This is a genomic window from Bdellovibrio sp. HCB337 (assembly GCF_047302465.1).
Lineage (GTDB): Bacteria > Bdellovibrionota > Bdellovibrionia > Bdellovibrionales > Bdellovibrionaceae > JACMRP01.
This window is the reverse complement of the sequence record NZ_CP178621.1, coordinates 2,461,735-2,485,862: the sequence shown is the minus strand read 5'-3', so window position 1 is coordinate 2,485,862 and position 24,128 is coordinate 2,461,735. Positions and strand designations below refer to the sequence as shown.

Annotated in this window: 21 protein-coding genes; 14 read left to right on the top strand and 7 right to left on the bottom strand. The window is 46.0% G+C overall.

Translation table 11 applies throughout. From position 1 onward, the window contains the following. Positions 1 to 244 precede the first annotated feature (244 nt). Positions 245 to 808, top strand: a complete 564-nt coding sequence (locus tag ACLWBB_RS11970; protein ID WP_413291603.1) for a TMEM165/GDT1 family protein — start codon at positions 245 to 247, stop codon at positions 806 to 808. 58 nt (positions 809 to 866) lie between these two features. Here ACLWBB_RS11970 and ACLWBB_RS11965 read toward each other — a convergent pair whose 3' ends face one another. After that, positions 867 to 1,241, bottom strand: a complete 375-nt coding sequence (locus ACLWBB_RS11965) for a hypothetical protein (RefSeq protein ID WP_413287754.1) — start codon at positions 1,239 to 1,241, stop codon at positions 867 to 869. A gap of 102 nt (positions 1,242 to 1,343) precedes the next feature. On the opposite strand from ACLWBB_RS11965, the gene ACLWBB_RS11960 reads away from it, so the two are divergent. Together ACLWBB_RS11960 and lon are read left to right on the top strand one after the other, a co-directional pair. Continuing rightward, positions 1,344 to 1,709: an arsenate reductase family protein gene (locus tag ACLWBB_RS11960; protein WP_413287753.1), complete on the top strand. Its 366-nt coding sequence runs from the start codon at positions 1,344 to 1,346 to the stop codon at positions 1,707 to 1,709. A gap of 113 nt (positions 1,710 to 1,822) precedes the next feature. Continuing rightward, positions 1,823 to 4,222 carry an endopeptidase La gene (lon, locus tag ACLWBB_RS11955; protein ID WP_413287752.1) on the top strand — a complete coding sequence of 800 codons (2,400 nt, stop codon included), beginning with the start codon at positions 1,823 to 1,825 and terminating at the stop codon, positions 4,220 to 4,222. Positions 4,223 to 4,227: 5 nt separating this feature from the next. On the opposite strand, the gene ACLWBB_RS11950 is transcribed toward lon, so the two are convergent. After that, on the bottom strand, positions 4,228 to 4,857 hold the full coding sequence (locus tag ACLWBB_RS11950) for a chalcone isomerase family protein (RefSeq protein WP_413287751.1): 630 nt from the start codon (positions 4,855 to 4,857) through the stop codon (positions 4,228 to 4,230). Between the two features lie 139 nt (positions 4,858 to 4,996). Here ACLWBB_RS11950 and ACLWBB_RS11945 point away from each other — a divergent pair, with 139 nt between their 5' ends. The 5 genes from ACLWBB_RS11945 (at position 4,997) to ACLWBB_RS11925 (ending at position 9,814) form a co-directional block, all read left to right on the top strand. Further along, positions 4,997 to 6,379, top strand: a complete 1,383-nt coding sequence (locus tag ACLWBB_RS11945; RefSeq protein ID WP_413287750.1) for an HD domain-containing phosphohydrolase — start codon at positions 4,997 to 4,999, stop codon at positions 6,377 to 6,379. Between the two features lie 54 nt (positions 6,380 to 6,433). Next, positions 6,434 to 7,330, top strand: coding sequence for a 1,4-dihydroxy-2-naphthoyl-CoA synthase (locus ACLWBB_RS11940; protein ID WP_413287749.1), 897 nt, complete (start codon positions 6,434 to 6,436; stop codon positions 7,328 to 7,330). A 99-nt stretch (positions 7,331 to 7,429) separates the two neighbouring features. Further along, complete coding sequence (locus ACLWBB_RS11935) at positions 7,430 to 8,089, top strand: protoglobin domain-containing protein (protein WP_413287748.1); 660 nt, start codon at positions 7,430 to 7,432, stop codon at positions 8,087 to 8,089. Between the two features lies 1 nt (position 8,090). After that, a complete protein-coding gene (locus ACLWBB_RS11930) occupies positions 8,091 to 9,083 on the top strand; it encodes a zinc-binding dehydrogenase (RefSeq protein WP_413287747.1) in 993 nt (330 codons plus the stop codon). A gap of 44 nt (positions 9,084 to 9,127) precedes the next feature. Next, positions 9,128 to 9,814 (top strand): rhomboid family intramembrane serine protease, encoded by a 687-nt coding sequence (locus ACLWBB_RS11925; RefSeq protein ID WP_413287746.1) that lies wholly within the window; start codon positions 9,128 to 9,130, stop codon positions 9,812 to 9,814. 7 nt (positions 9,815 to 9,821) lie between these two features. Here the strand turns inward: ACLWBB_RS11925 and ACLWBB_RS11920 are convergent, their stop codons facing one another. After that, the gene (locus ACLWBB_RS11920; RefSeq protein WP_413287744.1) at positions 9,822 to 10,481 is read right to left on the bottom strand and encodes a hypothetical protein; all 660 of its coding nucleotides are present in this window, start codon (positions 10,479 to 10,481) and stop codon (positions 9,822 to 9,824) included. A gap of 758 nt (positions 10,482 to 11,239) precedes the next feature. Between ACLWBB_RS11920 and ACLWBB_RS11915 the strand changes: the two genes are divergently transcribed. From ACLWBB_RS11915 to ACLWBB_RS11900, 4 genes are all read left to right on the top strand, one after another. After that, positions 11,240 to 11,689 (top strand): hypothetical protein, encoded by a 450-nt coding sequence (locus tag ACLWBB_RS11915; protein ID WP_413287742.1) that lies wholly within the window; start codon positions 11,240 to 11,242, stop codon positions 11,687 to 11,689. A gap of 9 nt (positions 11,690 to 11,698) precedes the next feature. Then, positions 11,699 to 12,238, top strand: a complete 540-nt coding sequence (locus ACLWBB_RS11910) for a hypothetical protein (RefSeq protein WP_413287740.1) — start codon at positions 11,699 to 11,701, stop codon at positions 12,236 to 12,238. Then, positions 12,238 to 13,119, top strand: a complete 882-nt coding sequence (locus ACLWBB_RS11905) for a cation:proton antiporter (protein ID WP_413287739.1) — start codon at positions 12,238 to 12,240, stop codon at positions 13,117 to 13,119. The genes ACLWBB_RS11910 and ACLWBB_RS11905 overlap by 1 nt, the downstream gene beginning before the upstream one ends. Positions 13,120 to 13,191: 72 nt before the next feature. Further along, positions 13,192 to 14,127, top strand: a complete 936-nt coding sequence (locus ACLWBB_RS11900) for a hypothetical protein (RefSeq protein WP_413287738.1) — start codon at positions 13,192 to 13,194, stop codon at positions 14,125 to 14,127. On the opposite strand, the gene ACLWBB_RS11895 is transcribed toward ACLWBB_RS11900, so the two are convergent. Both ACLWBB_RS11895 and ACLWBB_RS11890 read right to left on the bottom strand, forming a co-directional pair. Further along, a complete protein-coding gene (locus tag ACLWBB_RS11895) occupies positions 14,128 to 14,655 on the bottom strand; it encodes a thermonuclease family protein (RefSeq protein WP_413287737.1) in 528 nt (175 codons plus the stop codon). Positions 14,656 to 14,700: 45 nt separating this feature from the next. Further along, positions 14,701 to 16,503 (bottom strand): S41 family peptidase, encoded by a 1,803-nt coding sequence (locus tag ACLWBB_RS11890; RefSeq protein WP_413287736.1) that lies wholly within the window; start codon positions 16,501 to 16,503, stop codon positions 14,701 to 14,703. A gap of 257 nt (positions 16,504 to 16,760) precedes the next feature. Between ACLWBB_RS11890 and ACLWBB_RS11885 the strand changes: the two genes are divergently transcribed. Both ACLWBB_RS11885 and ACLWBB_RS11880 read left to right on the top strand, forming a co-directional pair. Beyond that, complete coding sequence (locus ACLWBB_RS11885; RefSeq protein WP_413287735.1) at positions 16,761 to 17,549, top strand: alpha/beta hydrolase; 789 nt, start codon at positions 16,761 to 16,763, stop codon at positions 17,547 to 17,549. Positions 17,550 to 17,587: 38 nt separating this feature from the next. Continuing rightward, entirely contained in the window at positions 17,588 to 18,505 is a 918-nt protein-coding gene (locus tag ACLWBB_RS11880; RefSeq protein ID WP_413287734.1) for a hypothetical protein, read from the top strand. Between the two features lie 7 nt (positions 18,506 to 18,512). On the opposite strand, the gene ACLWBB_RS11875 is transcribed toward ACLWBB_RS11880, so the two are convergent. Together ACLWBB_RS11875 and ACLWBB_RS11870 are read right to left on the bottom strand one after the other, a co-directional pair. After that, a complete protein-coding gene (locus ACLWBB_RS11875) occupies positions 18,513 to 19,412 on the bottom strand; it encodes a polysaccharide deacetylase family protein (protein ID WP_413287733.1) in 900 nt (299 codons plus the stop codon). Positions 19,413 to 19,424: 12 nt separating this feature from the next. Then, positions 19,425 to 24,125 carry a serine hydrolase gene (locus ACLWBB_RS11870; RefSeq protein WP_413287732.1) on the bottom strand — a complete coding sequence of 1,567 codons (4,701 nt, stop codon included), beginning with the start codon at positions 24,123 to 24,125 and terminating at the stop codon, positions 19,425 to 19,427. Positions 24,126 to 24,128 lie beyond the last annotated feature (3 nt).

The window sequence follows — 24,128 nt, the reverse complement described above, 5'->3', positions numbered from 1 at the left end:
TAAGTTGTTTGTGAAAATGACTGGTCGACATACTGAGTGTTCAGGCAGCTAAAAGCTGCGAACCTCCGGCCAAGCAGCGGCAATCCAAAATGCCGTCGACGAGACTGACCAAACGAATACAAAAAACGAATTGCGTGAAGCAATGATGTCTTTGTGTCGTGAGGTCCGTCTTGTTTTCAGAAGCAGAAGGCCCCACCTCAAAAGACATTCAAGAAAAGAAAGCGAGTGCCTTGTGTTAGAGTCCCTGGAGTCCATCAGTAGTTCCTTTGTTCTAGTTGCCGTCAGTGAAATGGGAGACAAAACCCAACTTCTAGCATTCTCTTTAGCTGCAAAATATAAAAAACCGTGGCCGATCATGGCGGGCATTTTCGTCGCAACCATTCTGAATCATGCACTAGCGTCGTGGGCAGGCACATGGGTTTCATCACTTCTAAGTCCACAGTGGATGGCGCTGATTTTAGGATTGGTATTTATCGCGTTTGCTTTTTGGACATTGAAGCCTGATGAGGCGGACGATGTGAGTGATAAGGCGACCTTTGGTCCTTTTTTAACGACGTGTATTTTGTTTTTCCTGGCAGAGATGGGTGACAAGACTCAGCTTGCGACAGTAGCTCTGGGCGCGCAATTCAAAGCCGCGTGGCTTGTGACTATCGGAACGACTCTGGGAATGATGGTGACAGATGGTTTGGCAGTTGTAGCGGGCGATAAAATCTCTCACAAGATCAACATGAAATACATGCGTTGGTGCGCAGCCGGATTATTCTTTGTTTTTGGCTTAGCAAGTTTCTGGAAAGCTTATTTTGGCTAATAAAAAACCCAGGGGATAAGCCTGGGTTTTTTTATTTCTAAACTTTGAAGAAAATAAACTAAGCGTGGTTCTTTTTCTTCTTTTTGCCGTTCTTTTTGGCTTTTTTGGAATCTTTTTTAGATTTCTTTTCGGCTTTCTTAGATTTTTTAGATTCTTTTTTTGCCGATTTTTTAGACTTCTTTTTCTCTTTTTTCACTTCACCAAGTTCTACAGCTGCAGGATTTGCAGGTTTGTCCACAGGTGGAGCAGGAGGAGCTGCAATCGCGCCCGAAGACTCAGCAGGGCCGTCGTCTAACATCGGATCCATCGCTGGGTCGTTCATAGTCGGAGCAGAAGCGTTAATGTCAGGGGGAGAAGGTGGGGCTGCGTCCTGAGCTTGAGCTGAAAAAGATAAAAACAAGGCTGCCGTAAGAAGATACGTGGCAAACTTCATGGTCTGAGTTCCTCCAAAGGGGGTTGTGTTTTTAGCATATGCACAAAGGTTCACAAAGTCTTCACTTTATTTTAAATCTGAGATCTCAGTCTCGGAGGCCGAATGTCATCAGTAAAAGTTTATGAATACGCTGGCTGCAGCACCTGCAAAAAAGCGCTTAAGTTCTTAGAAACCAAGAAAGTGAAATTTCAAAAAATCGCTATCGTCGATCAGCCACCGACGAAGGTCGAGCTCAAATCCATGCTTCAGTTTTTGAAAGAAGATGGCGGAGATCTCAAAAAACTTTTCAACACTTCAGGTGTTCTCTACAAAGAAATGAAAATCTCAGAAAAATTTCCGACAATGTCTGAAGCCGACGCGTTGGATCTACTTGCTAAACACGGCAAGCTCATCAAGCGTCCATTTGTTTTAGGAAAAGATTTTGGCATGGTGGGTTTTAAAGAAGATCAGTGGAAAAAACACTTCTGAAAACAATCAGATAACAATGTTGTCTGACATGGCACCTTGACCTTATCACGATTGGACACATCTTTACGTAAGAACGATCCTATGAAGGATCCTTCTTATTAGGAGAAAGAGTTATGTCCATTCCAACCGGTTTTCTTCCTGTTCTGCCACTTAAAAATGCGGTGATCTACCCCGGTGTGGGTCAGGCGCTCAGGATTGGTCGTGAGAAAAGCATTCTTGCTTTGAATAAAGCTCACGAGAATCAATCGTGGATATTGGCGATCGCACAAAAATCTCCGGATCAAGGGCAAACCCTTGCCGTGGAAGACCTTTGCACCGTGGGTACGCTGTGTAAGGTAGAGTCTATTCGTGGCACCGGAGAAATGGGCTTCCAAGCCATCTTGCGTGGTCATCAGCGCATGAAGGTCACTGACATTGTGTTGAAGGATCAATACTTTCAAGCCATTGCGGAACCATTAGAAGATATCGTTGATATCGATGAGTCCACAAAAGCGGCGTTGTTAGAAAGTCTGAAAACACAGTCACGTCAAATTTTACGATTTATCCCGAGCAACACTGAACAACTCGATGAAATGATCGAGAATGTTGATGATTTGGGCTTCTTGTCCCATCTCTGTGCTGCGCATTTGGATGTACCAATGCGTGATAAGCAAGAGTTGCTGGAAAATATTAATCTTAAAGATCGTGTGATGGCACTTTTGGTGCACATGCAGAACTTCAAAGAGAATCTGCAAGTGCAAGCGGAAATTCGCAGCAAAGTCAGTTCAAAGCTTGGGCAAACTCAGCGTGAACATATACTGCGCGAACAACTAAAAACCATTCGCGAAGAATTAGGTGAAGATGATCAAGGCGCTGGCAATAATGATAAATATGCTCAGCGTATTGAAGAAGCCGGCATGACTGACGAGGCTAAGAAGGTAGCCTTGACGGAATTGGCGCGCTTAAAAAGCATTTCTCCACAATCGCCAGAGTATCAGATCATCAGCAACTATCTAGATTTGTTGACGGCGCTTCCTTGGAGTAAAGCATCTCACGAAGGAGAGATCGATCTCGAGAAGGCACGCCAAATATTGGATGACGACCACTATGGCCTGCAAAAAATTAAAAAAAGAATTTTGCAGTACTTGGCGGTGATGAAACTTAAAAACAATAACAAAGGAAATATTCTTTTGTTCGTGGGACCTCCGGGGGTTGGGAAAACCTCGTTGGGTCAAAGTATTGCGAAAGCATTGGGCCGTCAGTACGTGCGTGTCTCTTTAGGGGGCGTGCGTGACGAGGCCGAAATTCGTGGTCATAGAAGAACTTATGTGGGTGCTTTGCCTGGACGAATCATCAGTAGCATGAAGAAAGCCGGCGAAAACAATCCGGTCTTTGTTCTGGATGAGGTCGACAAACTTGGTCGTGGATTCCAAGGGGACCCGGGCGCTGCATTGCTAGAGGTTTTGGATCCTGAACAAAACAATCACTTCAACGATCATTATCTTGAAGTAGGTTATGATTTATCGAAAGTGTTCTTCATTGCGACAGCCAATAGCTTGGAAGGAATTCCAGGACCGTTGATGGATCGCTTGGAAGTGATCGAGGTGAGTGGTTACACCACCGAAGAGAAATTCCATATTGCGAAGAACCATTTGTTATCAAAACAATTTGCCGAGCACGGAATTAAGCCCGAGCAATTGGAAGTAACTGATGCAGCTCTTCATCACGTCATCAGCCACTATACTCGTGAAGCGGGTGTGCGTGAACTGCAACGTAAAATTGCAGCCCTGTGCAGAGCTGCGGCTGAAAAAGTGATTAAGAGTGCCGATGCGACCGTCGTCATTGACACCAAGGACTTGGAAGAAATTCTAGGACCTGAACGTTACACGGCGGAAGTTGCAGAGAATGCAGCTGCTGCCGGTGTTGTGACAGGACTTGCGTGGACTCCGGTCGGTGGCGACATCTTGTTCATCGAAAGCACGCGCATGCCTGGTACGGGTCATTTAATGATTACGGGCCAGCTTGGTGATGTGATGAAAGAGTCGGCACAGATTGCGCTGAGTTTGTTGAGATCTCGTTTGCCAGTGATCAATCCGTTGGTTGATTTCAGCAAGCAAGATATTCACATCCACGTACCTGCAGGAGCGATTCCGAAAGATGGTCCGTCAGCAGGGATTACTTTGCTAACAAGCCTAGCGTCACTGTTCTCGCAACGTAAAGTGGATCCGAAGCTTGCAATGACAGGCGAGATCACCTTGCGTGGAACTGTGATGCCGGTCGGTGGTATTAAGGAGAAAGTCCTTGCCGCCCACAGAGCAGGTATCGAAAGAGTGCTTCTTTCAAAACGTAATGAGAAAGACCTCATCGAAGTACCGCAAGAAATCCGTCAGTCGATGAAGTTTATTTTTGTAGAGAATGTGAATGAAGTTTTAAAAGCCGCTTTGGAGTTGGACGTAGACTTGATGAGTTCAATCTATATCCAACCAACGGCGCTGATGCAGCCCCCTCAACAAGGGGGCCTCAGTAACAACTAGAGGGTCTACTTCAAGATCTCTGCCTTAAGTTTGGCAACTCCATCATCACTTGGGGTGCCAAATAAGATCGAAAAGATATCTTGAAGAAAGCCCGCCCCTCCCGAAATTGTGGTGGCTTTGAGGTTTGAGTCTTCATAGACAATGACTTCAGAGCCATCGCTGCGTTTAGAGCCTAGAATCGTGAACGTAGATCCCTTTTTGGCTTCGCCACCGGTCTTAACAGCGTCTAAAAACTTTTGTACTTCTGGTTTTTTGATGTCGACCTTATTGATTTCAAGAGCGTCTTTAAACGAAGTTTGAACTTTCTCGGCATCGACATCACGCAAGAAATGAAGTTGCATTGCGACTGGAGCCGCGTCCGTGATTGTTTTTAGAGGCTCCGATTTTTTGAACTTCGTATTGTCAGTGACGAAGAGACTGCCAATATAAACCTTCACGTTGATCATAACGACTTTTTTGTTACGAAGGCCTGCGCCTACGAACTGAAGCTTTTGTCCTTCGGAAGTGCTTGCGGAAGCGGGTAGAGCAACTCCCTCAATTTTCTCGGTTCCTGGCTGGACTTTTAAGATTTGCGCGAAAGTTACAGATGATGAAAATAGAGCGGCAGCGAACAGTGTTTTGGTCACGAAATTCATGAAGAGCCTCCTCGAAGTTAAAAAAACTATTCAATGTTTGAAAATTCTTGTCAAGGCCAGACCTCGGTCTTGTGTTTTAGGGCGCTATTTAGTCAAGGAGCATTGCTAAGTATCCGAAAAGAGATGGGGGGGAAGTCTTTTGGAATCCACAGCAAAGCAAGATCCAACTGCATTCAAACGCATCGAGTTTTTGGTAGTCACCAAGAACGCGGAGCTTTTGTCCGTCAGCAAAGATCTTGTGGAACACTACAAGTTCAGAGCGGAGTACAGTGACTCGGTTGACACCGTGGATGCCGACACTCGCCTGAGCAGTTCCCCAATGATGATTCTGATTTCGTTGGAAGAAATTGAAGGTCTGCAAGAGCGCATGAAGAACTTGCAGCAGCTTCGTGCCGCGTTTCCTCGCTCGCACATTGTTGCGATGGTGGCTGGCGATGAAAGTACCGACGATTGCGAGATGCTTCGAGGCTCTGGTGCACGTTACTTGGTGCTTTTGCAAGAAATCAAAAATAGCAGCAAGCTTTATTACCTGGCAGCCTTATTGGTGCAAGGAACTTACATTCCTGTTCCTGTATCGGATTTATTTCCAAGCACTCAGGTGAATTTCAATGCCTATCACAAATTGGTTTTGAATCAAAAATTCCTGCCGGTGATTTTCTCGGGCTTCACATTCAGTGACAAAAAATACCGCCAGTTAGAAACTGCGCAGCAAGTGTATGTCCGTCGTGAGGAGCTGGGGGAGTATCGCAAATATATCGAAACATATCATGATCAAGTGGGTGCTGCGCTCAAGAAACGTTGCCGTGTGATGATGATGAGTTTGATGGCGCTTTATAGCGAAATTTTACTTTTGCTGAGTCTTGATTGCGAAGCCGGAAAGAAAGATCTTGTACAGTCGAAGGTTTCAGAATTCGTTCAAGGCTCGCAAGATCTTGGGAGATATCTAAAAGATTGTCCCGATGTGTGGAACGTGATTGCGAAAGCTTTGGATTTTCAATTCTGCCGCTACGAACGTGGCCCCTATATTTTAGCGTACGCTGTTTACATTTCTTTGAAAGCGGATTGGGGACAAATGCAAGACGTCGTCATGACAGCTTTGCTGGCGGATCTTGGGATCTTGGATTTGACTCCGGAAAGTTTTAAAACTCTTCAAAAGAAAAACGAAAAACATTTGAAGCCAGAAGAGCTTGAACGCTATCGGCATCATCCGATGAATTCACTGAATCGAGTGATGTTACGAGAGCTCGAAGTTTCTAATGAAACTAAAAGTAGTATCGTGTGCACGCATGAGCGTAATGACCTTAAAGGATTCCCGAACCAATCTCCGGCAGACAAGATTCCGGCGGAGGCTCAGCTGATTCATTTCTGTGAGCTTTTGGATCGTCGTGTAAGAGCCAGCCTGGAAGACGGTATCTTGACCCATGACTTCGTTCGTAAACAGGTGTGGGAAGAGGAAAAAGACTCTTTAAAGCGTTTTAATGCCGCATTTTTGGACAAAATCGAAAAGGTCCTCGTTGCCTAAGCCAAAATGACCTGATAGTTTTTGTGGGCTTTTTGCAATGAAGGAGAGCCCACGATGCCTTTTAATCCTGAACTCTGGACCGAGATCAAAGACTTTAAATTCAACGATATCACTTATCATCGCGCCAAAGATCAAGGCACTGTTCGTATTGCCTTCAATCGCCCAGAAGTTCGCAATGCCTTTAGACCACAAACCGTGGATGAACTCTACACCGCGCTTGAGTACGCACGTGTGTCTCCGGATGTGGGGGTTGTCATCATCACTGGGAATGGGCCTTCACCAAAAGATGGCGGTTGGGCATTCTGCTCTGGCGGTGACCAACGCATTCGCGGCAAAGACGGTTACAAATATGAAAATGCGCAAAGTCAGGCTGTGAACAAAATGGACCTTGCGCGCTTGGGGCGTTTGCACATTCTTGAAGTGCAACGTTTGATTCGTTTCATGCCAAAAGTAGTCATGGCGGTTGTTCCTGGTTGGGCTGTCGGTGGTGGACACTCTTTGCATGTTGTTTGTGATTTAACTCTAGCAAGTAAAGAACACGCAGTGTTTAAGCAAACAGATCCAGATGTGGCAAGTTTCGACAGCGGATACGGATCTGCTTATTTAGCAAAAATGGTGGGACAAAAAAGAGCGCGCGAGATTTTCTTCTTAGGCCGTAATTATTCCGCACAAGAAGCGTTCGATATGGGCATGGTGAACGCCGTGATTCCTCATCAAGACCTTGAGAAGGTCGCCTTGGAGTGGGCCGCAGAGATGAACTCTAAGAGCCCGACAGCAATGCGAATGCTTAAATACGGCTTTAACATGGTCGATGACGGTCTTGTAGGCCAGCAGCTCTTTGCTGGCGAAGCAACACGCTTAGCGTACGGCACGGAAGAAGCGCAAGAGGGACGTGACTCTTTCTTGGAAAAGCGTCCGAAAAATTTCTCTAAATTCCCTTGGCATTACTAGTCTACAAACTAGACCTGTTGTCGCGGCAATGTAACAGAATCGCTCGTTTTTAACGACATCTCCTTTGTAAAATCTGTGAGGATAAACAAAGGAGATTCTATGCAACCTTCTGGCGTCAGCCAACATGAAGAAAAACAAAGAAAACCCTCTCGCGAGGAGAGGGAAAGCGGCCGAGGCATTCCGGGGTATACCTACGGGAGCAAGCAAGTCGCAACAAGTCCTCTTTCACTCGAGGATCTCGAGCTCTTAAAGCAAACCGTGCTTTGGACCGACGAAGACACCAAGTACATGCGAATGTCCAAAGAGGTTCTGGAAGATCAAACCGATCAGATCTTGGATGTTTGGTATAGCTTTGTAAAGGTGACGCCTCACTTGGCGATGTACTTTGGTCATAACAAAGACCACAAGCCCAACGAAGAATATATGGAATCTGTCCGCTTGCGTTTCAAGCAGTGGATTCTAGATACGGCGGATGCTAACTACGATCAGGATTGGCTCAACTACCAACATGAAATTGGCCTTCGCCATCATCGCACTAAAAAAAATCAAACCGATGAGGCAGATTCAGTTCCAATAATTCATTTCCGCTATATTCCGGCTTTGGTGTATCCAGTGACGGCAACACTGAAACCTTTCTTAGCAAAAAAACACGATCATGATGCGGAAGATGTCGAGTGTATGTATCACGCGTGGCTTAAGTCCGTGATCATGCAAGTATGCCTTTGGAGTTATCCTTACGTAAAAGATGGAGATTACTAACATGAAAGCCTACGTCGTGGATCAAGCAGGACATCGAGAAGGAATGCACATTACCGAGATGGAAAGACCTGAACCAAAAAGCGGTGACGTCTTGGTAAGGATCCAGGCTGTAGGTTTAAATCCGGTAGATTACAAGTCGGCGGATTGGGGGCACGTAGCGTGGAGTTATCCACACATTCTTGGAGTCGACGGTGCTGGCGTTGTGGAAAAAGTCGGGTCTGATGTCAAAGGCTTTAAAGCCGGAGATCGCGTCTATGGACTTTTCGACCTTACTCGCCACGGCACTTTTGCAGAGTATGCGATCGGGAAGGCGCATACTCTTGCAATGATGCCAGGAAAACTTTCTTTTGAAGAAGCCGCCGCGATTCCATGCGCGGGGTGGACCGCTTATCAAGCGTTCCACCGCCGCTTTCATTTAAAACCCGGGCAAAAAGTTTTGATTCACGCGGGCTCGGGTGGTGTTGGCAGTTACGCCATTCAATTGGCGCGACGACAATCTTTGCAAGTTCTAACCACTTGCTCTCACGAAAATGTTCCTTATGTGCGAGATCTTGGTGCTGATTTTGTTATCGACTATCGCACGGAAGATATTTTTGAACGCGTGATGAACTACACGGATGGCAAAGGCGTGCACGCGATTTTGGACACCATCGGCGGACCGCTTGTAGATGATAACTTTAAGCTACTAACTTTTGGCGGTACTTATCTAGGACTCGTGGATGTACCAGATACAAGCACAGCACCTATGTTTGAAAAAGCGTTGAATGTTGGAATGCTGTTCTTAGGCGGAGCTTTTACAATGGGCTCGCTGGAAGATCAAAACGACTTGGCTGTGATGGGTGCAGAAATGAATAGGCTCATAGAAGATAAAAAAATATCTTCAACTCTCACGGAGGTTTTGCCATTTGAAAAGATCCCAGAAGGACTAGACCGTTTGGCGACTCACAGAGTGCGTGGAAAGCTGGTAGCCCGGGTCTCAGAACACCTACCTTGACAAGTTTAAAAACAAACACATCTTTAAAGTCTCAAGGAGGTTTTGTGGAAAACCCTCAATTTAAAGATTTTGTCATCCGCGAGACTTTGCTTTCCAGAAAACCAAATCCCTTGGCCTCGGTTGCTATGGCCATTGCGACTTTATTTGTGGTGGCACTCAGTATTGTTGCTTGGAACGATTGGGGCGGAGCCCAGGATATCATGTCTGCCTCTCGCGAGACCGTCTTTCAAGGTCATCAATATTGGAAGGCCTGGACAACTTTGTTCGTTCATGGCGATGCCAAGCACTTGCTTGGAAATATCTTTTTATTCTTTGTCATGGGAGCTCTTTTAACAGGCTACTTCGGAATCTTTTTGGTTTTAGGAGCCGCCTTCTTGATGGGTGGTCTTACGAATCTGATGGTTCTTTCCCTGATGCCATTAAAAACTCAACTCATCGGACTTTCCGGAGTGGTTTTCTGGATGGGCGGGGCGTGGCTTTCTTTGTATTTTTTGATCGATCGAAAACGCAATCTGACTCAAAGATCTTTAAGAGCCATGGGTGTTGCCCTGGTTCTTTTTATGCCGGCAGAAACTTTTGATCCGTCGGTCAGTTATAAGAGTCACTTTATTGGATTTGCTTTAGGAATCATCGCAGGGCTTCTGTATTTTGCGATTGAGAAAAAAGCCCTGCGGGAAGCGGAAGTACGGGAAGCGGTGCTCGACGATGACGAAGGCACCGCAGTTCTTTAAGAACTAATTAGTTAGAACGCTCAAGACGAGCTAGTTGAGTGCGAAGGCGTTGACCTTCTTGAGACACCTTCGTACGTTTTGAACGAAGACCGTCTTTTCTCTTCTTCTCTTGAGCAATCATTTTCTTAACTTGATCAATACGGTTCTTAAGCTTCTTGTTGTCTTTTTCGATTTCACGGATACCTTCTTGAGTCTCGCGAGTTTTTAGCTTCGCTTGAGCCAATTGTTGCTCCGTCATCTCTACTTTAGCTTTAACTTGAGAGTGCTGGTGTTCAGCTTTTCTCTTTTCGTTGTCAGCTTTCTTCATACGAAGTTGCGCTTCAGCTTGTTCTGTCTTTCTAAGTTGCAAACGCTTTGCAGCCAAATCAGCCTTAATACGAGCGCTTTCAGCACCCTTAGCCAATGCACGCGATTGACGCTCAAGATCTTTGATATCGCTATTCAATTTTTGGATCTCGAATACAGTTTGCTTCTCAGCAGCTTGATACTCTTCGTTGTCATAACTAACAACTTCAGTCTCAAGAGCTAAGCTCGCTTTTTCCTGATTCATCGTGTTCATTGTAGTGTTAAGTTCGTTTGAAAGAGCCTCACTACTGTCCATACCCCAAGCATTCATGCCGAATAGGACTACCGCCGCTGTCATTGTTGCCTTCATATTAATACCCATAAAACCTCCGAGTTTTTTAATCATCGCAGTGGAATATAGCAATCCTCGGGCCTGGCATCAGAGTGCCCTAATTTGTCGCTTGGATTTTTGTGCGGGAAGAAATTTCTTAAAAGTGACTAGTTACGCGACACTTTTCTGTTGTCTCCGAACTCGGGATTTCGGGGCGTGCTGGGGGCTTTGGAGCTTTCCTCCATCGGCACGGCCCTCCAGGCCTCGCAGCTTCGGAGCGCTTGGGTACAAGCACTCCGAGGGCCATCCGGGCCCCGCTGAGGCCGACGGATGAAATCTCCAAAGCCCCCAGCCCACCCCGAAATCCGTCTTCGAATCCTCCCACGCTCGACCCGCATCTGTACTATTAGGAATCGCGCCGACGATAGAACTATGTATTTAGGGCGCGCGCCTGGGTAGTCGCCACTGAATTGAAAACGGGTGGCACGATTCGCAACACTATATATACGCGCCAATCCTCTGTCGTTTTGTAGCGGCGGCGAAGAGATGGGCGCGGCCTGAGGGCTTTCCGAAATCCGCGGACCGCGTGCGGAGGTGGAACGGGGGGATTTGAACGAATTTTTGAGGGGAAGCAGGGTTTTTTAAAGCCGCGGAGTCGATGTTGACGGGCCCATGGATGGGCCCCTCCGGCTGTACGCAGTCGGAGGAGTCACAGCCTGGAGGGCGGGTCGACGCAGTGGCTTTAAAAAACCCTGCTTCCCCTCAAAAATTCCTTCGTTCGAAGCCCCCAAAGAGCTATGATCCTACCAATGACAACGATAATTTTCGGAATTCTGTTCCTACTAGGTGTGGGACTAATAATAGCAAGGCCGCTAGAGAAAGCGACTGGGATCTCGATGTATTGGGAGATCGGGGCTGGGGCGCTTTTAGTGGTGATGTTTGCTATTCATTTGAGTTCGACCTATGTTCAACCCGCGATGATGGAAGAAGAGATTGCTAAACGGCCTTGTGGTGAAGATAGTCCCCAAGGACTCTGTTATAATCTCACTAAATCTTTGTGCGAAACTGCTTGGGCTAGTGCTGAAGCTCGGTGCAAAGCTGAGGTTTCTGGGATCTTGAAGAATCGTCCGTCTGCTTTGGTGGGGCCGATTATGAATCGCTGTCGTGCTCAAAAGATGGACTTGGAATTACGCTATAATCGCGCTAATACCGATACCGGTTACTGCAAATCCTACTTTGAGTTTATTGAAAGAAGATAGGTCGCTCTTATGTCTATGACCTTGGATCAAGTTTTTCTAGAAGCCTATAAAGAGGGTTCTAGTTTTGACGGTCTTAATTCTGAAACGAAAACCACTGTTCAAGAGCTTTCCAAACAGATCAATTCTGACTTTGCCAGCCCCAACGGGGATTACTACAGTCTTGAGACTCAAGAAAACATTGCTCGCGAGGCCGCCCATCGTTTATCCAAGGTTTTGTCTTCGAAGGCCGAGGCCTCTCGTGCCGAGATTCAAAAAGAGTGGGGCGATATTGTTGGCGATTTTTATCGCACTCAAGGGTGGGGACATCCCACGCAAAAAACGAAACCGAAAAAAGTCCTAAGCCAAGATCAAAAAATCGTGCGTGAGCTTGCGCCTTATATATGGGTCGCATTCCAAGCATGGGTTATCATGAAACTCATTATTTATTACTTCGGTATCGAGGCTGCGGACAATCCGGATGAGACTCCGGTCTTTTTATACCTAGGCATCGCCTTTTCATTTTTCTCTCTGTTCTTTTTCGCTTGGCGGAAATTTAAAAAAGGCGACTGATGTTTTTATTCATCTACATCCTGATCGGGATTTTATTAGGACCTAGCTTTGTGAAGGCGACTGCACCTGAGTGGTTGTTTTCATTAGCCTCGTTCGGTTTTCTTTTTGTCGCCGGTTTTGAGTTGGATCTTCAGAGTTTAAAAAAAGATGCTTCTATTGCAGCGAAGCTTGCAACAGGTGCGTTTCTTCTGCCTTTTATTGCTGGGATAGCTCTTGCGTTTTTTGCACTTGGTAAAAGTGATGTACAGGGACTTTTGGTAGTTGCAATTGCCTTTGCGATTTCCGCGTTGCCAGTCGTCGTACAAATCTTGAAAGATTTAAAAATCTACGAAACTCGTCAAGGCCATATCATTGTCGCTGCCGCGACAATATGCGATCTTCTTGCGTGGGTTATCTTTACGATCATTATTCCCGTAGAAGCTCGTGAGAAGTGGATCATGAGTCATTTGCCTGTATTCTTTTTCTTTATTGGGGTGGGGCTCTCGAGCATTCTTAAGCATACAGATCGCATGATTCAGATTTCCACAAATCTTGGGAAATTCGTTTTTGGTCCGATTTTCTTTATCGGTGTCGGGATGAAAATCAACTGGCAAGAGACCTTCGATCTTAAACAGTGTTTACTAATTCTGGTCGTGGCAACTCTCAGTAAAATGCTCGGAGTTTTTGTGACAGCTCGTCAGGTGGGCTTTGACAAGAGGGACTCGTCATTGTTGGCATTTGTTTTAAATGCTCGTGGTGCGATGGAGATCTTATTTTGTGCTATCGCCTTTAAGTTGGGGCTTATTGATGCCACACTTTTTACCAGCCTCATTATCATGGCGGTACTAAGCTCGGTAATAGCATCGCCACTCGTTAAGATCTTTCTGTCATCCCGCAAATAGTTGCCAGTATACACGTGGCCGTCACTTGAGTTTCGATTTTGAGAGCGAGAAAATAGGATTTAGAGGTGAACAATGCCCAGAAGCACGGTTCTCGTTATTCTAGCCATTTTGCTCCTCATGGTCGGATTTTGGAGTTTTTATTCCGATACTGGCATTAGATCTCAACCTCAAACAGCCGCAGACATTGTCGAAACAGAGCCACGTCCTCCCGCACTCAGAATAACAAGAGACACGCCCTCTGCCGAGGAACAAGAAGCTCGCGAACAAAAACAAAAAGAGTTAGCTGATAAACAAGCGCAACTAAACGCCGAGAAAGAACGATTGCAGTCTCAGGCGCAAAGCCTACAAACCCTTAAGCAACGTCAAGGTACGACCGGCGAAAGAACAAGCAGGGCTTATGCCTCGCAAATAAATCAGCGCGATTTAGAGATTCAAAATCTCTTAGACACTATTAGTAACTACCGAGACGCCGAAGAACAAATTAATCAACAAGCGAGTGCCGCCCTTGTGAATCAAGACAATGCTGCGCGCTTAGCGCGAGAGCAAGTGGACACCAGTATTCGACTGGTCGAGCAAGAGATTCAAAGTCTTGAGAATGAACTTAATTACCTTACGAATTTTCCGGGCCTTGATTACACACAATCGCAAGCCAAGGCTGAACAACTTCGAACCCAGATTGCGAATCAGAAAAACCAGCTCACGGCTTTAAGAAGTCAGCGTGTGGATATTTCAGCAAGCGTCTTTGGAAATTCAAACCAAGTTAAAAGTTTGGCGGATCAAGCTCGGCAAGAGCTGCAAAGCTCGGTTCAAGCGACTCAAGAACGCATCTTTGACCTAAGAACCGAGATTGATCAACTGCAAGGGGCGCAGCTTCAGTCCCAAGAACAGGCAGAGAATTTAGAAGCGCAAATATCTCGGGCAGAAAAAACCGTTCAAGAGAAAAGCCAGCAAGTGCAACAGCTCGAACAAGAGGTGCAGCGCTTAGAGGGTGAAACTCGCCAAGAGTAACTAAGGCATGTAAAGCTGACTTACACGGCACTTTTTATTGGTTTTGTGTCGATAGCAGTAGGGGCTAACAAGCTTGGGATCTTTCCAGATACCCAGTTGTTTGGCTTTAGCGCCCTCGACATCCTGGGCGTAAATTCCTTTAGAATACTTGGTAGAATCAAAAGCCCAGCCGTTTAGAACAATCTCGCGATTGATATTTCGGCCTTCCATAAAGATCGTGCAGGTCAGGCGATCAAAAGAAGTTCCTTCGCATTCCAGTCGCACGACTTTGTTTTTTAATTTGGATTCAGTGAAATCGCGGGCTTCTTTGCCGTACTTTTGCGAAAGCTCAGGCGTATCGATCCCGGCAAAACGAATCTTGAGATTTTTATTGTCAACGATCACGCGACAGGTGTCACCATCGTGACATTTTTGAACAGTCCCAATGAGTTTCTGCACCTGGGGCTTTTTCTTTTTACGAGCCTCGGCGTTTATCGATGAAAGGGTCAGAGTAAAGAGTATTGGAAGTAATGGAAGAGCTTTCAGCATATCTGAAAGTCTTCCGTGAATTTATACTTCTGGCAAGTGGTAAAGCTAAAGCAAAGGAACCAAAGCTTGAAGATAATCTTCATAGCCAAGAAGGTCTTTGCGGGTCAGCTTGATCTCGACATCGGGGATCGTAGGGTGATTCTCGAGAAGTGGAATTTGGTCAAAAGGCACGATAAGTCCTTTTTGAACCTCATCCTCAATGAACACCGTATTCGTAGGCAGAACGTGAGACTGAAAAGCGCTGTTCGGAATGCTTACAAGGTAGAGGTTGAAAGGATCGCGGAAGTAAGCGCCGCCTTCCTCACCATCAGAGATAAAACCAAAACCGGTTCCATTAGTAGCTTCACCAACAATGGTCCCACGACCTGTTGCTTTAAAGCGGCGAACTGAATTGTCACAAGCACTGACACATTGAGGGCCGGTCAAAACTAAGACTTTGCCATTGAAAATACCTGTTTCAAATTTCGCCTGACGCTCTAAAACCCAAGCAGTTGTTTGGCTTTGAGTCGCTTGGGCTTCTTGGAAGACTTTTAAGTACATCTCGGCTTCAACCTTCGTTTTTTTAGGATCTAGCTCTGAGAGGTAATCAAAGATCACAGGCAAGGCTCCGGGACGTGTTGAGTGAGAGCGTCCTTGGTAAATCAAAGGACCGCTTGTGTTTTCAAACAAGCTAAACATTTCAGCGGCTAAACGGGAAGTGCCGCCACCATTTGAACGCAAATCCAAAATCACATTTGCTTTGAACGCTTCACAAGTTTGCAAATGTGTTTTGATCACATCGATAAATCCTGCTTTTAGAAACTTATCTCCTGTTGGCTCATAGATCGGGTAGCGTGGAGGTTCCGTGCCTTCAGAAAGACTAAAACCCGAAATTTGCAAATAACAATGCATCTGCTTGTTGAGCTCAGCATAGCCGGTCACAACAATGGAACCGCTATCGGTTGTTTGGCTCGAGTGGTATTCGTGACGATTGATGAGCGTTTTAAAAAGCTCGCTGCCATCTTCAAAACCCTCACGTTTTGGCAGTGTATTTGCGCCAAGCTTAGAACTCTCAGAGAGGCCTCGGCGAACAAGTTCACTTTTGGGCTCAAGGCTGCCAGTTCCGGACCAAATGACCCACGGAAGAGTCGCTTGGAAAGTGGAGCCGTCCTCTAAACGTAATTTGAGATCGATTTTGGCGTTCTTCGGATAGTGGAAAGTGCGCGTGAAAAGATATTCTGAAACGTCTGCACGAACAGCTAAGCGGGATGAACCAGAAATATAGGGTTCTAATTCCTGAGCGGCTTCTAGAGCAGGGCGGCCGTCGATTTCCTCAACTTGGACACCGACCTTAAATGCTTTCGTGTAGGTGCCCTCGGGAACTCCAGCCAGTTCTTCAAACTTAGCAAGAAGTTTGGGACGAGTTCCAGAAATAATGAGTTGATCACCAACCCACATCCCGCCAGCGATGCCTGTAATAATCTTTGCAGAAGTAATGATCTTACTGACCGCGATGTGAGTATCCTGAATACGCGCAAGGCATTTGCGAACTTCATCATAGAACTCGACCGTGCTCATCGGAGCTGTGGTTGTGTCTTTCAGGCACTCATCAAAGATTTCGTCGCCCGATTTACCAATGAGGGTTTTCTTAAGGTCGTAGCCCACATAAGAAGCCTTAAAAGCGGTGCGAAGGGCTTCGATCGAAGTCTTGCGCTGATCTTCAGTAAGTTTTTTATCTTCAAGAAGTTTATCCAGATCGTCTGGATTATAGACTGCAAGATTTTCCCCAAGATTTACGGTGTTCTGGTCGACTTTAGACTGACAACCAAGAAGAGCACCCACCAAAAATAGCATGACCCCAATACGCATATTTTTTTCCCCTCAATAAGGGGTGGTTTCTAGCATAAAGTGGGAAGAATCTCGACAGTCATTTTCTTCGATAACACAGATGTTGAAGAAAATTCGCAGCCGCAAAGTGTTAATCAACTGTTCCTAATCGGCTCGAGAATGTCATTTGTCGCCCTATTGACAATATCGGCACTGGTTATGTCATTTCTGGCAATAGGAAATCCCCTAGAGGCATGAGAATCTATGATTGTAAGTCACATTACTTAAAAGGGGACACTATGGGCACGTCCGGTAAGAAAACTAAAACAGTGGTCTTAATTCACGGCGCTTGGATGACACCTATTTCCTGGGAAGGATTTAAAACCTACTTTGAAAAGCAGGGCTTTAATGTGATCACACCGACCTGGCCGCTGATGGATAAGTCGATCGAGGAACTTCGTGCTCATCCTGACGATCATTTTGGGGCTTTATCTTTTAAAGAGATCGTCGATCATCTTGAAAAGGTCATTCGAGCACTGCCAGAGCCGCCACTTTTGGTAGGACATTCCATGGGAGGATTGGTGGTGCAGCTTCTTTTAGATCGCGGAGTCGGAGCAGCGGGCATCTGTATCGATCCAGCCCCAATAGCGGGCGTGATTCCGGATCTGCGTTCTTTGACTTCGGCTCTGCCTGGGCTGCTTCGTCTTGCGGGATGGAGAAAGCCCTACATTTTGTCTAAGGAAGCCTTTGATAAAAACTTTGCGAACACCACACCTGCGGTGCAAAGAGATGTCGACTATAAACGCCTTGTCGTGCCGGCTCCTGGAAAGATCTTCTTTCAAGCGGCGACAGGTATTGGTACTCGCGTCGACGCCAAACACCGCAAGCAGCCGTTGTTATTTATTGCGGGGGAAAGTGACAGAACCGCAGCGCCAGCGATGGTGAAGGCGAATTACAGAAAACAAAAGAAGTCCCCAAGTAGAACAGACCTAAAAAGCTTTGCGGGGGTTTCTCACTATCTGATTGCTGAGCCTGGTTGGGAAAAAGTGGCCGACGCCAGTGTGAAATGGGCTCAAGAGGTTATGTAGCTACTTGACCGCTGTTTCCTGCATGTTAGCATTTTTCTATGAATAAGAACGTCATAGGTCTTCTAATTGTCGTCGTTGTTGCTTTTGCATCATTTAAATTTGGGCAAAAATCTGTACAGGCACCTGAAGCTGATGAAACTTCGGCCGAGAACAAAGCCAAAGAGGACTTGATCGAACTTACTCGCGCAGATTTCGAAGAGTATCAAAAACTAAAAACTCTGGAAGAGCGCTATCAGAAAGCGGATGAGATTCTTGGTAAAGTCGTAACCTTGTTTTTGGCCGACTTAGGCTTGCGTCTTGCCTATAAACCGGTCCCAGCATCGCAGTTGCAAAGCACTTGTGAACCTTGTGCGGTAAATCCTGTGAACCAACCGCCACCAGCCCCAATTCCGACAGCGACCGTGACAGCCTCAGCAACTCCGCCGCCAAATACGCGGGCGAATCAAGCCTGGCGCAGTCTAGAGGCGTCTGTTACTCGCGAAAGAGATCCCGAGCAGGCACTCAATACTCTACGTAAAATGGAGATCCCTGACATTTCCTCGACGGTTCAAGGCGGCGCGGACTTACGAATGCGTGATGCCTTAGAAATTGAAGGACACTTCACCGGAGAGATCCGCTTTTTCAATCGCAAGGTTCATAAGAGTGATTGGAACATCGAGTGGCAGATTGGTATCAAGCGTGGAGCCAAAGTGAATGGCGAAGGCTTTATTCGCATCACCGATAAAGCAGACGGAAAGCAGCTTAGCCGTACAGCCTTCGACAGTGGACGCTTGAAAGACTTTAGGAAAGCTGATGGCAGCCGTGGTTTGATTGTCGACGTTTATGGTGGCGACGGCTATATCCAGATTTACCAACTGGGTGGCAGTAAAGACGTTTGGGTTGGCAACTTCTATGAAAAAGTCGGGCTTGGCAAATTCGAAATGAGCGGTCAGGTAATGCTCAACCGCGTTCCGTAAAGATCTGTTATTTTTTAGAAGACAGATCTAGTGCAGAATCTAGTTCTTGCTTTAACTTAGAAAAGTCATAGTAAGGTTTAAACGAACCCTGTTTTTCGTAGGCAAGCTGTCCAATGATTCCGTAGGTTGATAGGGTGTTTTTAGGTTTCATCGAGTAAAGCGGATCTTTGACGGCATCCTCGGCGCTAATAATCGTCCATCCGCGGCTTCGAAGCTCACGCACAAGATCGTCAATAAAAAGAACCGTGGCGTCTTTTTGGTGCAGCAGAATAATGTGCTTTGGAGACCTGCCAAGGACATCGACTGCGACCTTATCGTAAAATTCGGCACCCTCGATGATGTGCTTTATAAACAGAGCCTTCACTTTTTCGTAGTTGATCTTTTTACTCAGTTTTTTTGCATCATTGAGTCTTTTTGAAAAAACAGGATCTTCATTCTCCAGAGATGCAGAAACGTTTTGATATTTATTGGTTTCTAGCCAAGATCTGAAGAGATCGCGTGCCTCTCTGTCTTTGCCTTCATTGAAAAAAGGAAAACGAAAGTATTTCGAACCGGTCATGAGTCCGTTCATAAGAGTTTCTGATTTTTGGGTGTCTTCAATAACCTTCTCAACACCGGCCTCATCAAACCGTGGATGGGTGCAGGTGTGATTGCCAATAATGTGGCCGGCGTCTTTAAATTGCTTTAATTGAGCATAGTTGGACTCTGGACTGCTTCCATTGCAGGGGTTTGCAAAAATCAGAACCGGAGGACTGTTGAGCGATTTAAGCTTCTTTAATAACTCGGTAGTCCGTGCCTTAGAAGTAAAATGGAGAGCGTCGTCCCCAGGAGCGTCATCAAATGAAAGCGCCAGTTTTTTAGCTTGCACCGTGGTCGCAAAGAGAAAGAGAACCAGCAGAAATTTCATTTCAGGTTCTCCTTAAGTTTTTACTATGACCTTCACGCGGTTCATTCCACCATCCGGTATTGCTGTCACCTTTACTTGTGAAAAACTCTCTTTGGTATTCAACCCAAAACGGATTTTATTTCCGGCATAGGCTTTCACATTGGTTTTTGCGACCAACGGAATCCATTTATCACCACTGAGTCCCTCGATACTGAGTTCCAGCGGGTTGTTATTCACGAAATATGTAAAGTCGATATCAATGCGCTCGATGCGGGATTCTTTGCCAAGAGCTAGCACCATTTCTTCCGAGTGGCCCTTCTTACGGCTGCGTGCTGACTCTAGTCCATCAAACATATGCAGAGGCGGGTACGGTGAAATCACCTGTGCCGCCGGTCCATAGTGCTCATTTGATGCTCTCACAACTTTGCCACCGAAAGCGACACTAGCCGCATCGACTTCCTGACCCTTGAAGTGCTTCCAGTTGTTCTGGATATCTTCTGGAGTCAGAGCAAATTTCGGCGCCAAGGCTTTGATCGTTTGCGGAATTGCATCGCTAAAAGTCACACTCGGGGCCTCTTCACGAGGTTTGAACTTGGTTTTCTCTGCCTCTGGCAAAGACTCGTTATAAAGGCCAAGACGAGTAAAGCCACCATCTGGATAAAGCTCTACACGAATACGACTAAACTGCGTATCCCCCGTATTGAGTTTCAAAGCCTTGTAAGCGTGCCCCTCAAGATCGGTCTTAGGCAGAATCTCTTGCCAGCTTTGAGTTTTGGTATTGAAGCCATCAAGACGGATCGACACAGCTTGGTTACCTAAGTGGTACTTTGTAGAAGCGCCGACATAACGAATGTCAGATGGTTTTTTCAGTTCAAAGACCAATTCATCAAATGGTTTTGGATTGTGACGAACGGTCTCCCAGCTATCCATGATTTTGCCTTGGCGACCAAAAAGACCTGGGTCAAACACCGGCAGATATTCTGACAGTAAATTTGAAGCTCTGGCAAAACGCTGATTCGTTACTTCCAGCACTTTTCCACCAACAGCCAAGTTATAATCCGCCAAAGGATCACGAGGACCCTTAACGACGATTTCTTCCGGCAGATCTGCTGTGAAAGCGCCAAAGATCAAATCACGATAGCCGATATTCACGATCTGCTCTTGCGGGATTTCTGAGCTGACAAAAGTTTGTTTAAATTTATCAGTCTCGATCCCTTTCATTTTCAGCTCTGTGAAAATCATTTGCGCGACTTCAGAAATGAAAAGAACGCCGTTCAACTCAGCATTACATAAAATCGTAAATCCAAGCCCAGCATCAGGACCGTCATAACAATGTACAAACAAGCAACGGAAGCCATCGTTGGCACCTTGGTGAATCGCAAGGCGATTTGGTCCAGCTTCGGCAGTAAAGACTCCAAGCCCCATGTTTACGCCCATAAACTTTTGGCAGCCTTTATCGGTGCCGAAAAGCATTTGAATCGCGCAATCATGCGAAATCGGTCCTGATCCATTGAGGTCTCTGAAGGCTTTAGTAAGGTGGTTTAGGAATGTGCAGACATCACCTGCTGTACCCATGGCACCAGCTGCGAAAGACGGGAAGATCTTGCGTGTGCCTTCGATCTCGTTGCCGTCCACTGTATAGCCGTGGGCATAGTCGTGACCTTGGATATTTTTTTGTTCAAAGCTAAAGCTATTCAGCCCTAGATCTTTTAAGAAAGCGTTGGTGATCTCGGCGATTGGTTTCTTCTCGAGAGTTTCAAGAAGATATTCCAAAACCATATAGCCGCCACCAGAGTATTGGAATTGAGTCCCGGGCTTGTTGATAACACCGACGGTGCCATCCAAACGCTGACGTAGATTCGGCAGCTCTTGATTCAGTGGCACTCCGTCCACGTAGTGCATATTCAAAGCACCGTGGTTCATGAGATGCGCCAAAGTCACTTCGTCGGCCCACTCAAAATGAGTTTTATCCAAAGACTTGATTCTAAAATCAGAACCGGCTTTTGCAAAAATCGCGTTCACCGAAGTGCTAAGTGGAACTCCGGCTTTACGGAAATATTCAATGGCAAAAGCGCTGGCAAAAGATTTACTGAGCGAAGCCACCTCAAACCAAGTTGCCCACGTAGTTTTTGTAGTTCTCTTGATCGCATCGCCAAAACCCATGCTTTGAACTTTGCCGAAACCTGCGGATATCGCAATCTGAGCGCCAGTCACATGATGTTTTTCTAATGCCGCTTGAACTTTCTCGTGAAGCATATTGATCGGGTGAGCATTAAAACGCTTACGAGTGATTTCCCACAATGCCTCACGGGCATTGTTCAACTCTTGCTCTTGCGTATTGTTCATACGCGTTTTCAATGCTTCTAAAAGCTCTTTACCGGATTTTCCTTGAGCCGAAATCAAGAATTTCATTCCGAACTTTTGAAGATAGTCTTTGCCAAGTCTACGAAGTTCTTCTTTAAGGGTAGCTTCTTCGTTAAAGACCAAGGCCTGCTCTTGGCTTGCCATAGTATCTAGAGTCTTTTTGTTTTCGCCAATATCACCGTGGAAACTTGCTGCGGCGAGAATGTTCTTCAGGTCAAAGCTGTGAATCAGACAGCTTGCTTCAGACTGGCTAAGAATCAAATTCTTCGCCATCATGGTTGCAAAGTGCTGGCTTCCGCACATGCCGAAGTAATAGTTAAATCTTTCGATGTAAGACTGGATTTTATATTTCTCAGGATCGATCGCAGAGATTGCCTTCCACGGATCTTGTGCTTGACGAACGGATTCGATCGTAAACGGCAAGAGAAGCTCTGAAGCAAACTCGACCGGTTTTTGGCTGGTCATCAAATGAATCATCAGATTCATCGCAACCGGGTACCACTTCTCGGTACGTTCGTCCCATTTTACTTGCACGATTTTTTTAGAATCAGACAAGTCTTTACGAATAAAGTGCAGCTCTTCGTGAGCAATCCTTAAGAAGTCCTCGATAGAGAAACGTTTGTGGTGAAGCTCGTGCCAGACTTCCCAGCGTGAACGCTCGGCCGTTGCCAAGTCATCCATCACGCGCACGGGAATACCGTCAATTTGCGCTGGCAGGGCCACACAGCCGTTTCCTGAGAGCCAATCGGTTAGATACTGCAAAGATTGAAAGACATTATAGCGAACTTCATCTGGATGGTTGTTCGCTATATATGTGGACTCTTTAATGTCAGCCACGATCAACGAGCGGGCATAAAGAGGATTGTCCATATCCAGGCCCTCGATGTCAGGACCGCGAATAAAGCCCAAGATCTCTTCGTGATATTTTTTATCCAGCAAAGAGGTCACAAGCGTTTCAAGCGAAGCTTTGTCGCCGCTTACGTATTGTTTCCACCCTTGGACCAGCGCCATACCCAAACGTACGAAGTCAGGATGAGCCACCCAGAAGCCAGATAGATCGCGCTTCATCTGAGTAATGACGTCTTTGATAAAGCCTTTCATCGTGACTTGGAAAGAGGGACTTGCAAGGTCGGTATCCATCGGAAGAATGCCATACATTCCGCCGATTTTAATGCCACCACGGCTGCCAACCACTTCTGCAAGAAGGTGATGTGACGCTTTAATGTATTTGATGACGATATTTGGATCGGCTTTCACAGGAATGCGGTAGTTACCGTCTTCCTTAAACAGTCTTGCCGTAGATCCGAGGTAATCATGCCAACCTAAAGAGGCGCCAGCGAAGTACGGATAAAGCTCGTCAATGAGTTCATTGGTTCTGAAAACTGCACGTGGATTTTCCAAAACGATCAGCAAACGAACAGTGCCAAGTTTGTAGCTGCTGTGTTTTTGCTGAATCATTTTTTCAGCGGTTTCAATCATGACTCGAATGTAACGAGCTTCTTCTTCGTTCTCGAGTTTCGGTACATAAAAGGTCAATGCTTCAGGGTTATGCCAATGCTTAAATAGATGCAAAGCAAAGTCATACATATGCAGAGGCAATGGATTGCCTCTAAAGAACAAGAATGTGCATGGAAGAGCTAATCCCGGGAAGCGCTTAATCGGCAACGACAGATGGTCTTTTTCTAAGTGGTATTCTTTTTTAGACTTAGGATCTGCGAAAGAAAGATTCTTCTCGAAACAGCCAGTTAGGTTTTCACCAGCAGAGATTAAATCCTGACGAAGAGGAGTCTTCGAGTCCTCATCATCGGCACCCCATTTTGGAAAGTCCGAAGTTTTCGCTAAAAGCTCAGCAACGATCGCGGGTTCACCTTTAAGTTTACGGTGATACGCATTCATCGCATTCACAGAAAGTTTTGCGTCATCCGGAGGTCCAAACAAAGTCACATGCGGACCTTGTAAGAACTTTGGAATAGGCGCGATGTCTTTGCCACCACCTTTACGGCAGTACAGACTATTTTTAGGACCAATAACAATACGACCCTTGGAATCTTCGTGGCCTAGAATTGTGTGATAGCGGCTTTCAAGAAAATCAATACCCAAGGACTGATTCAGTTCATAACAAGCTTTGGTTCTTTGATCGATAAAGTGACGATCCACAATACGTTGTTCAAGAACTTTATTGAGCTCACCTTTGACTTGGTCATAAAGCTCACACAAAAATTTTAAAGACTCTGTATTTTCAAGTCCGCCAAGATCCCCAACCTGAGTCAGTTCCGCAATGCCAGGAACGGATTTTAGTTCCTTCTGTAAATATTGAAGGAAATTCTCTGAAACATAATCTTGGTAGTAGGGGATTTCACGTTTTGCCATAAG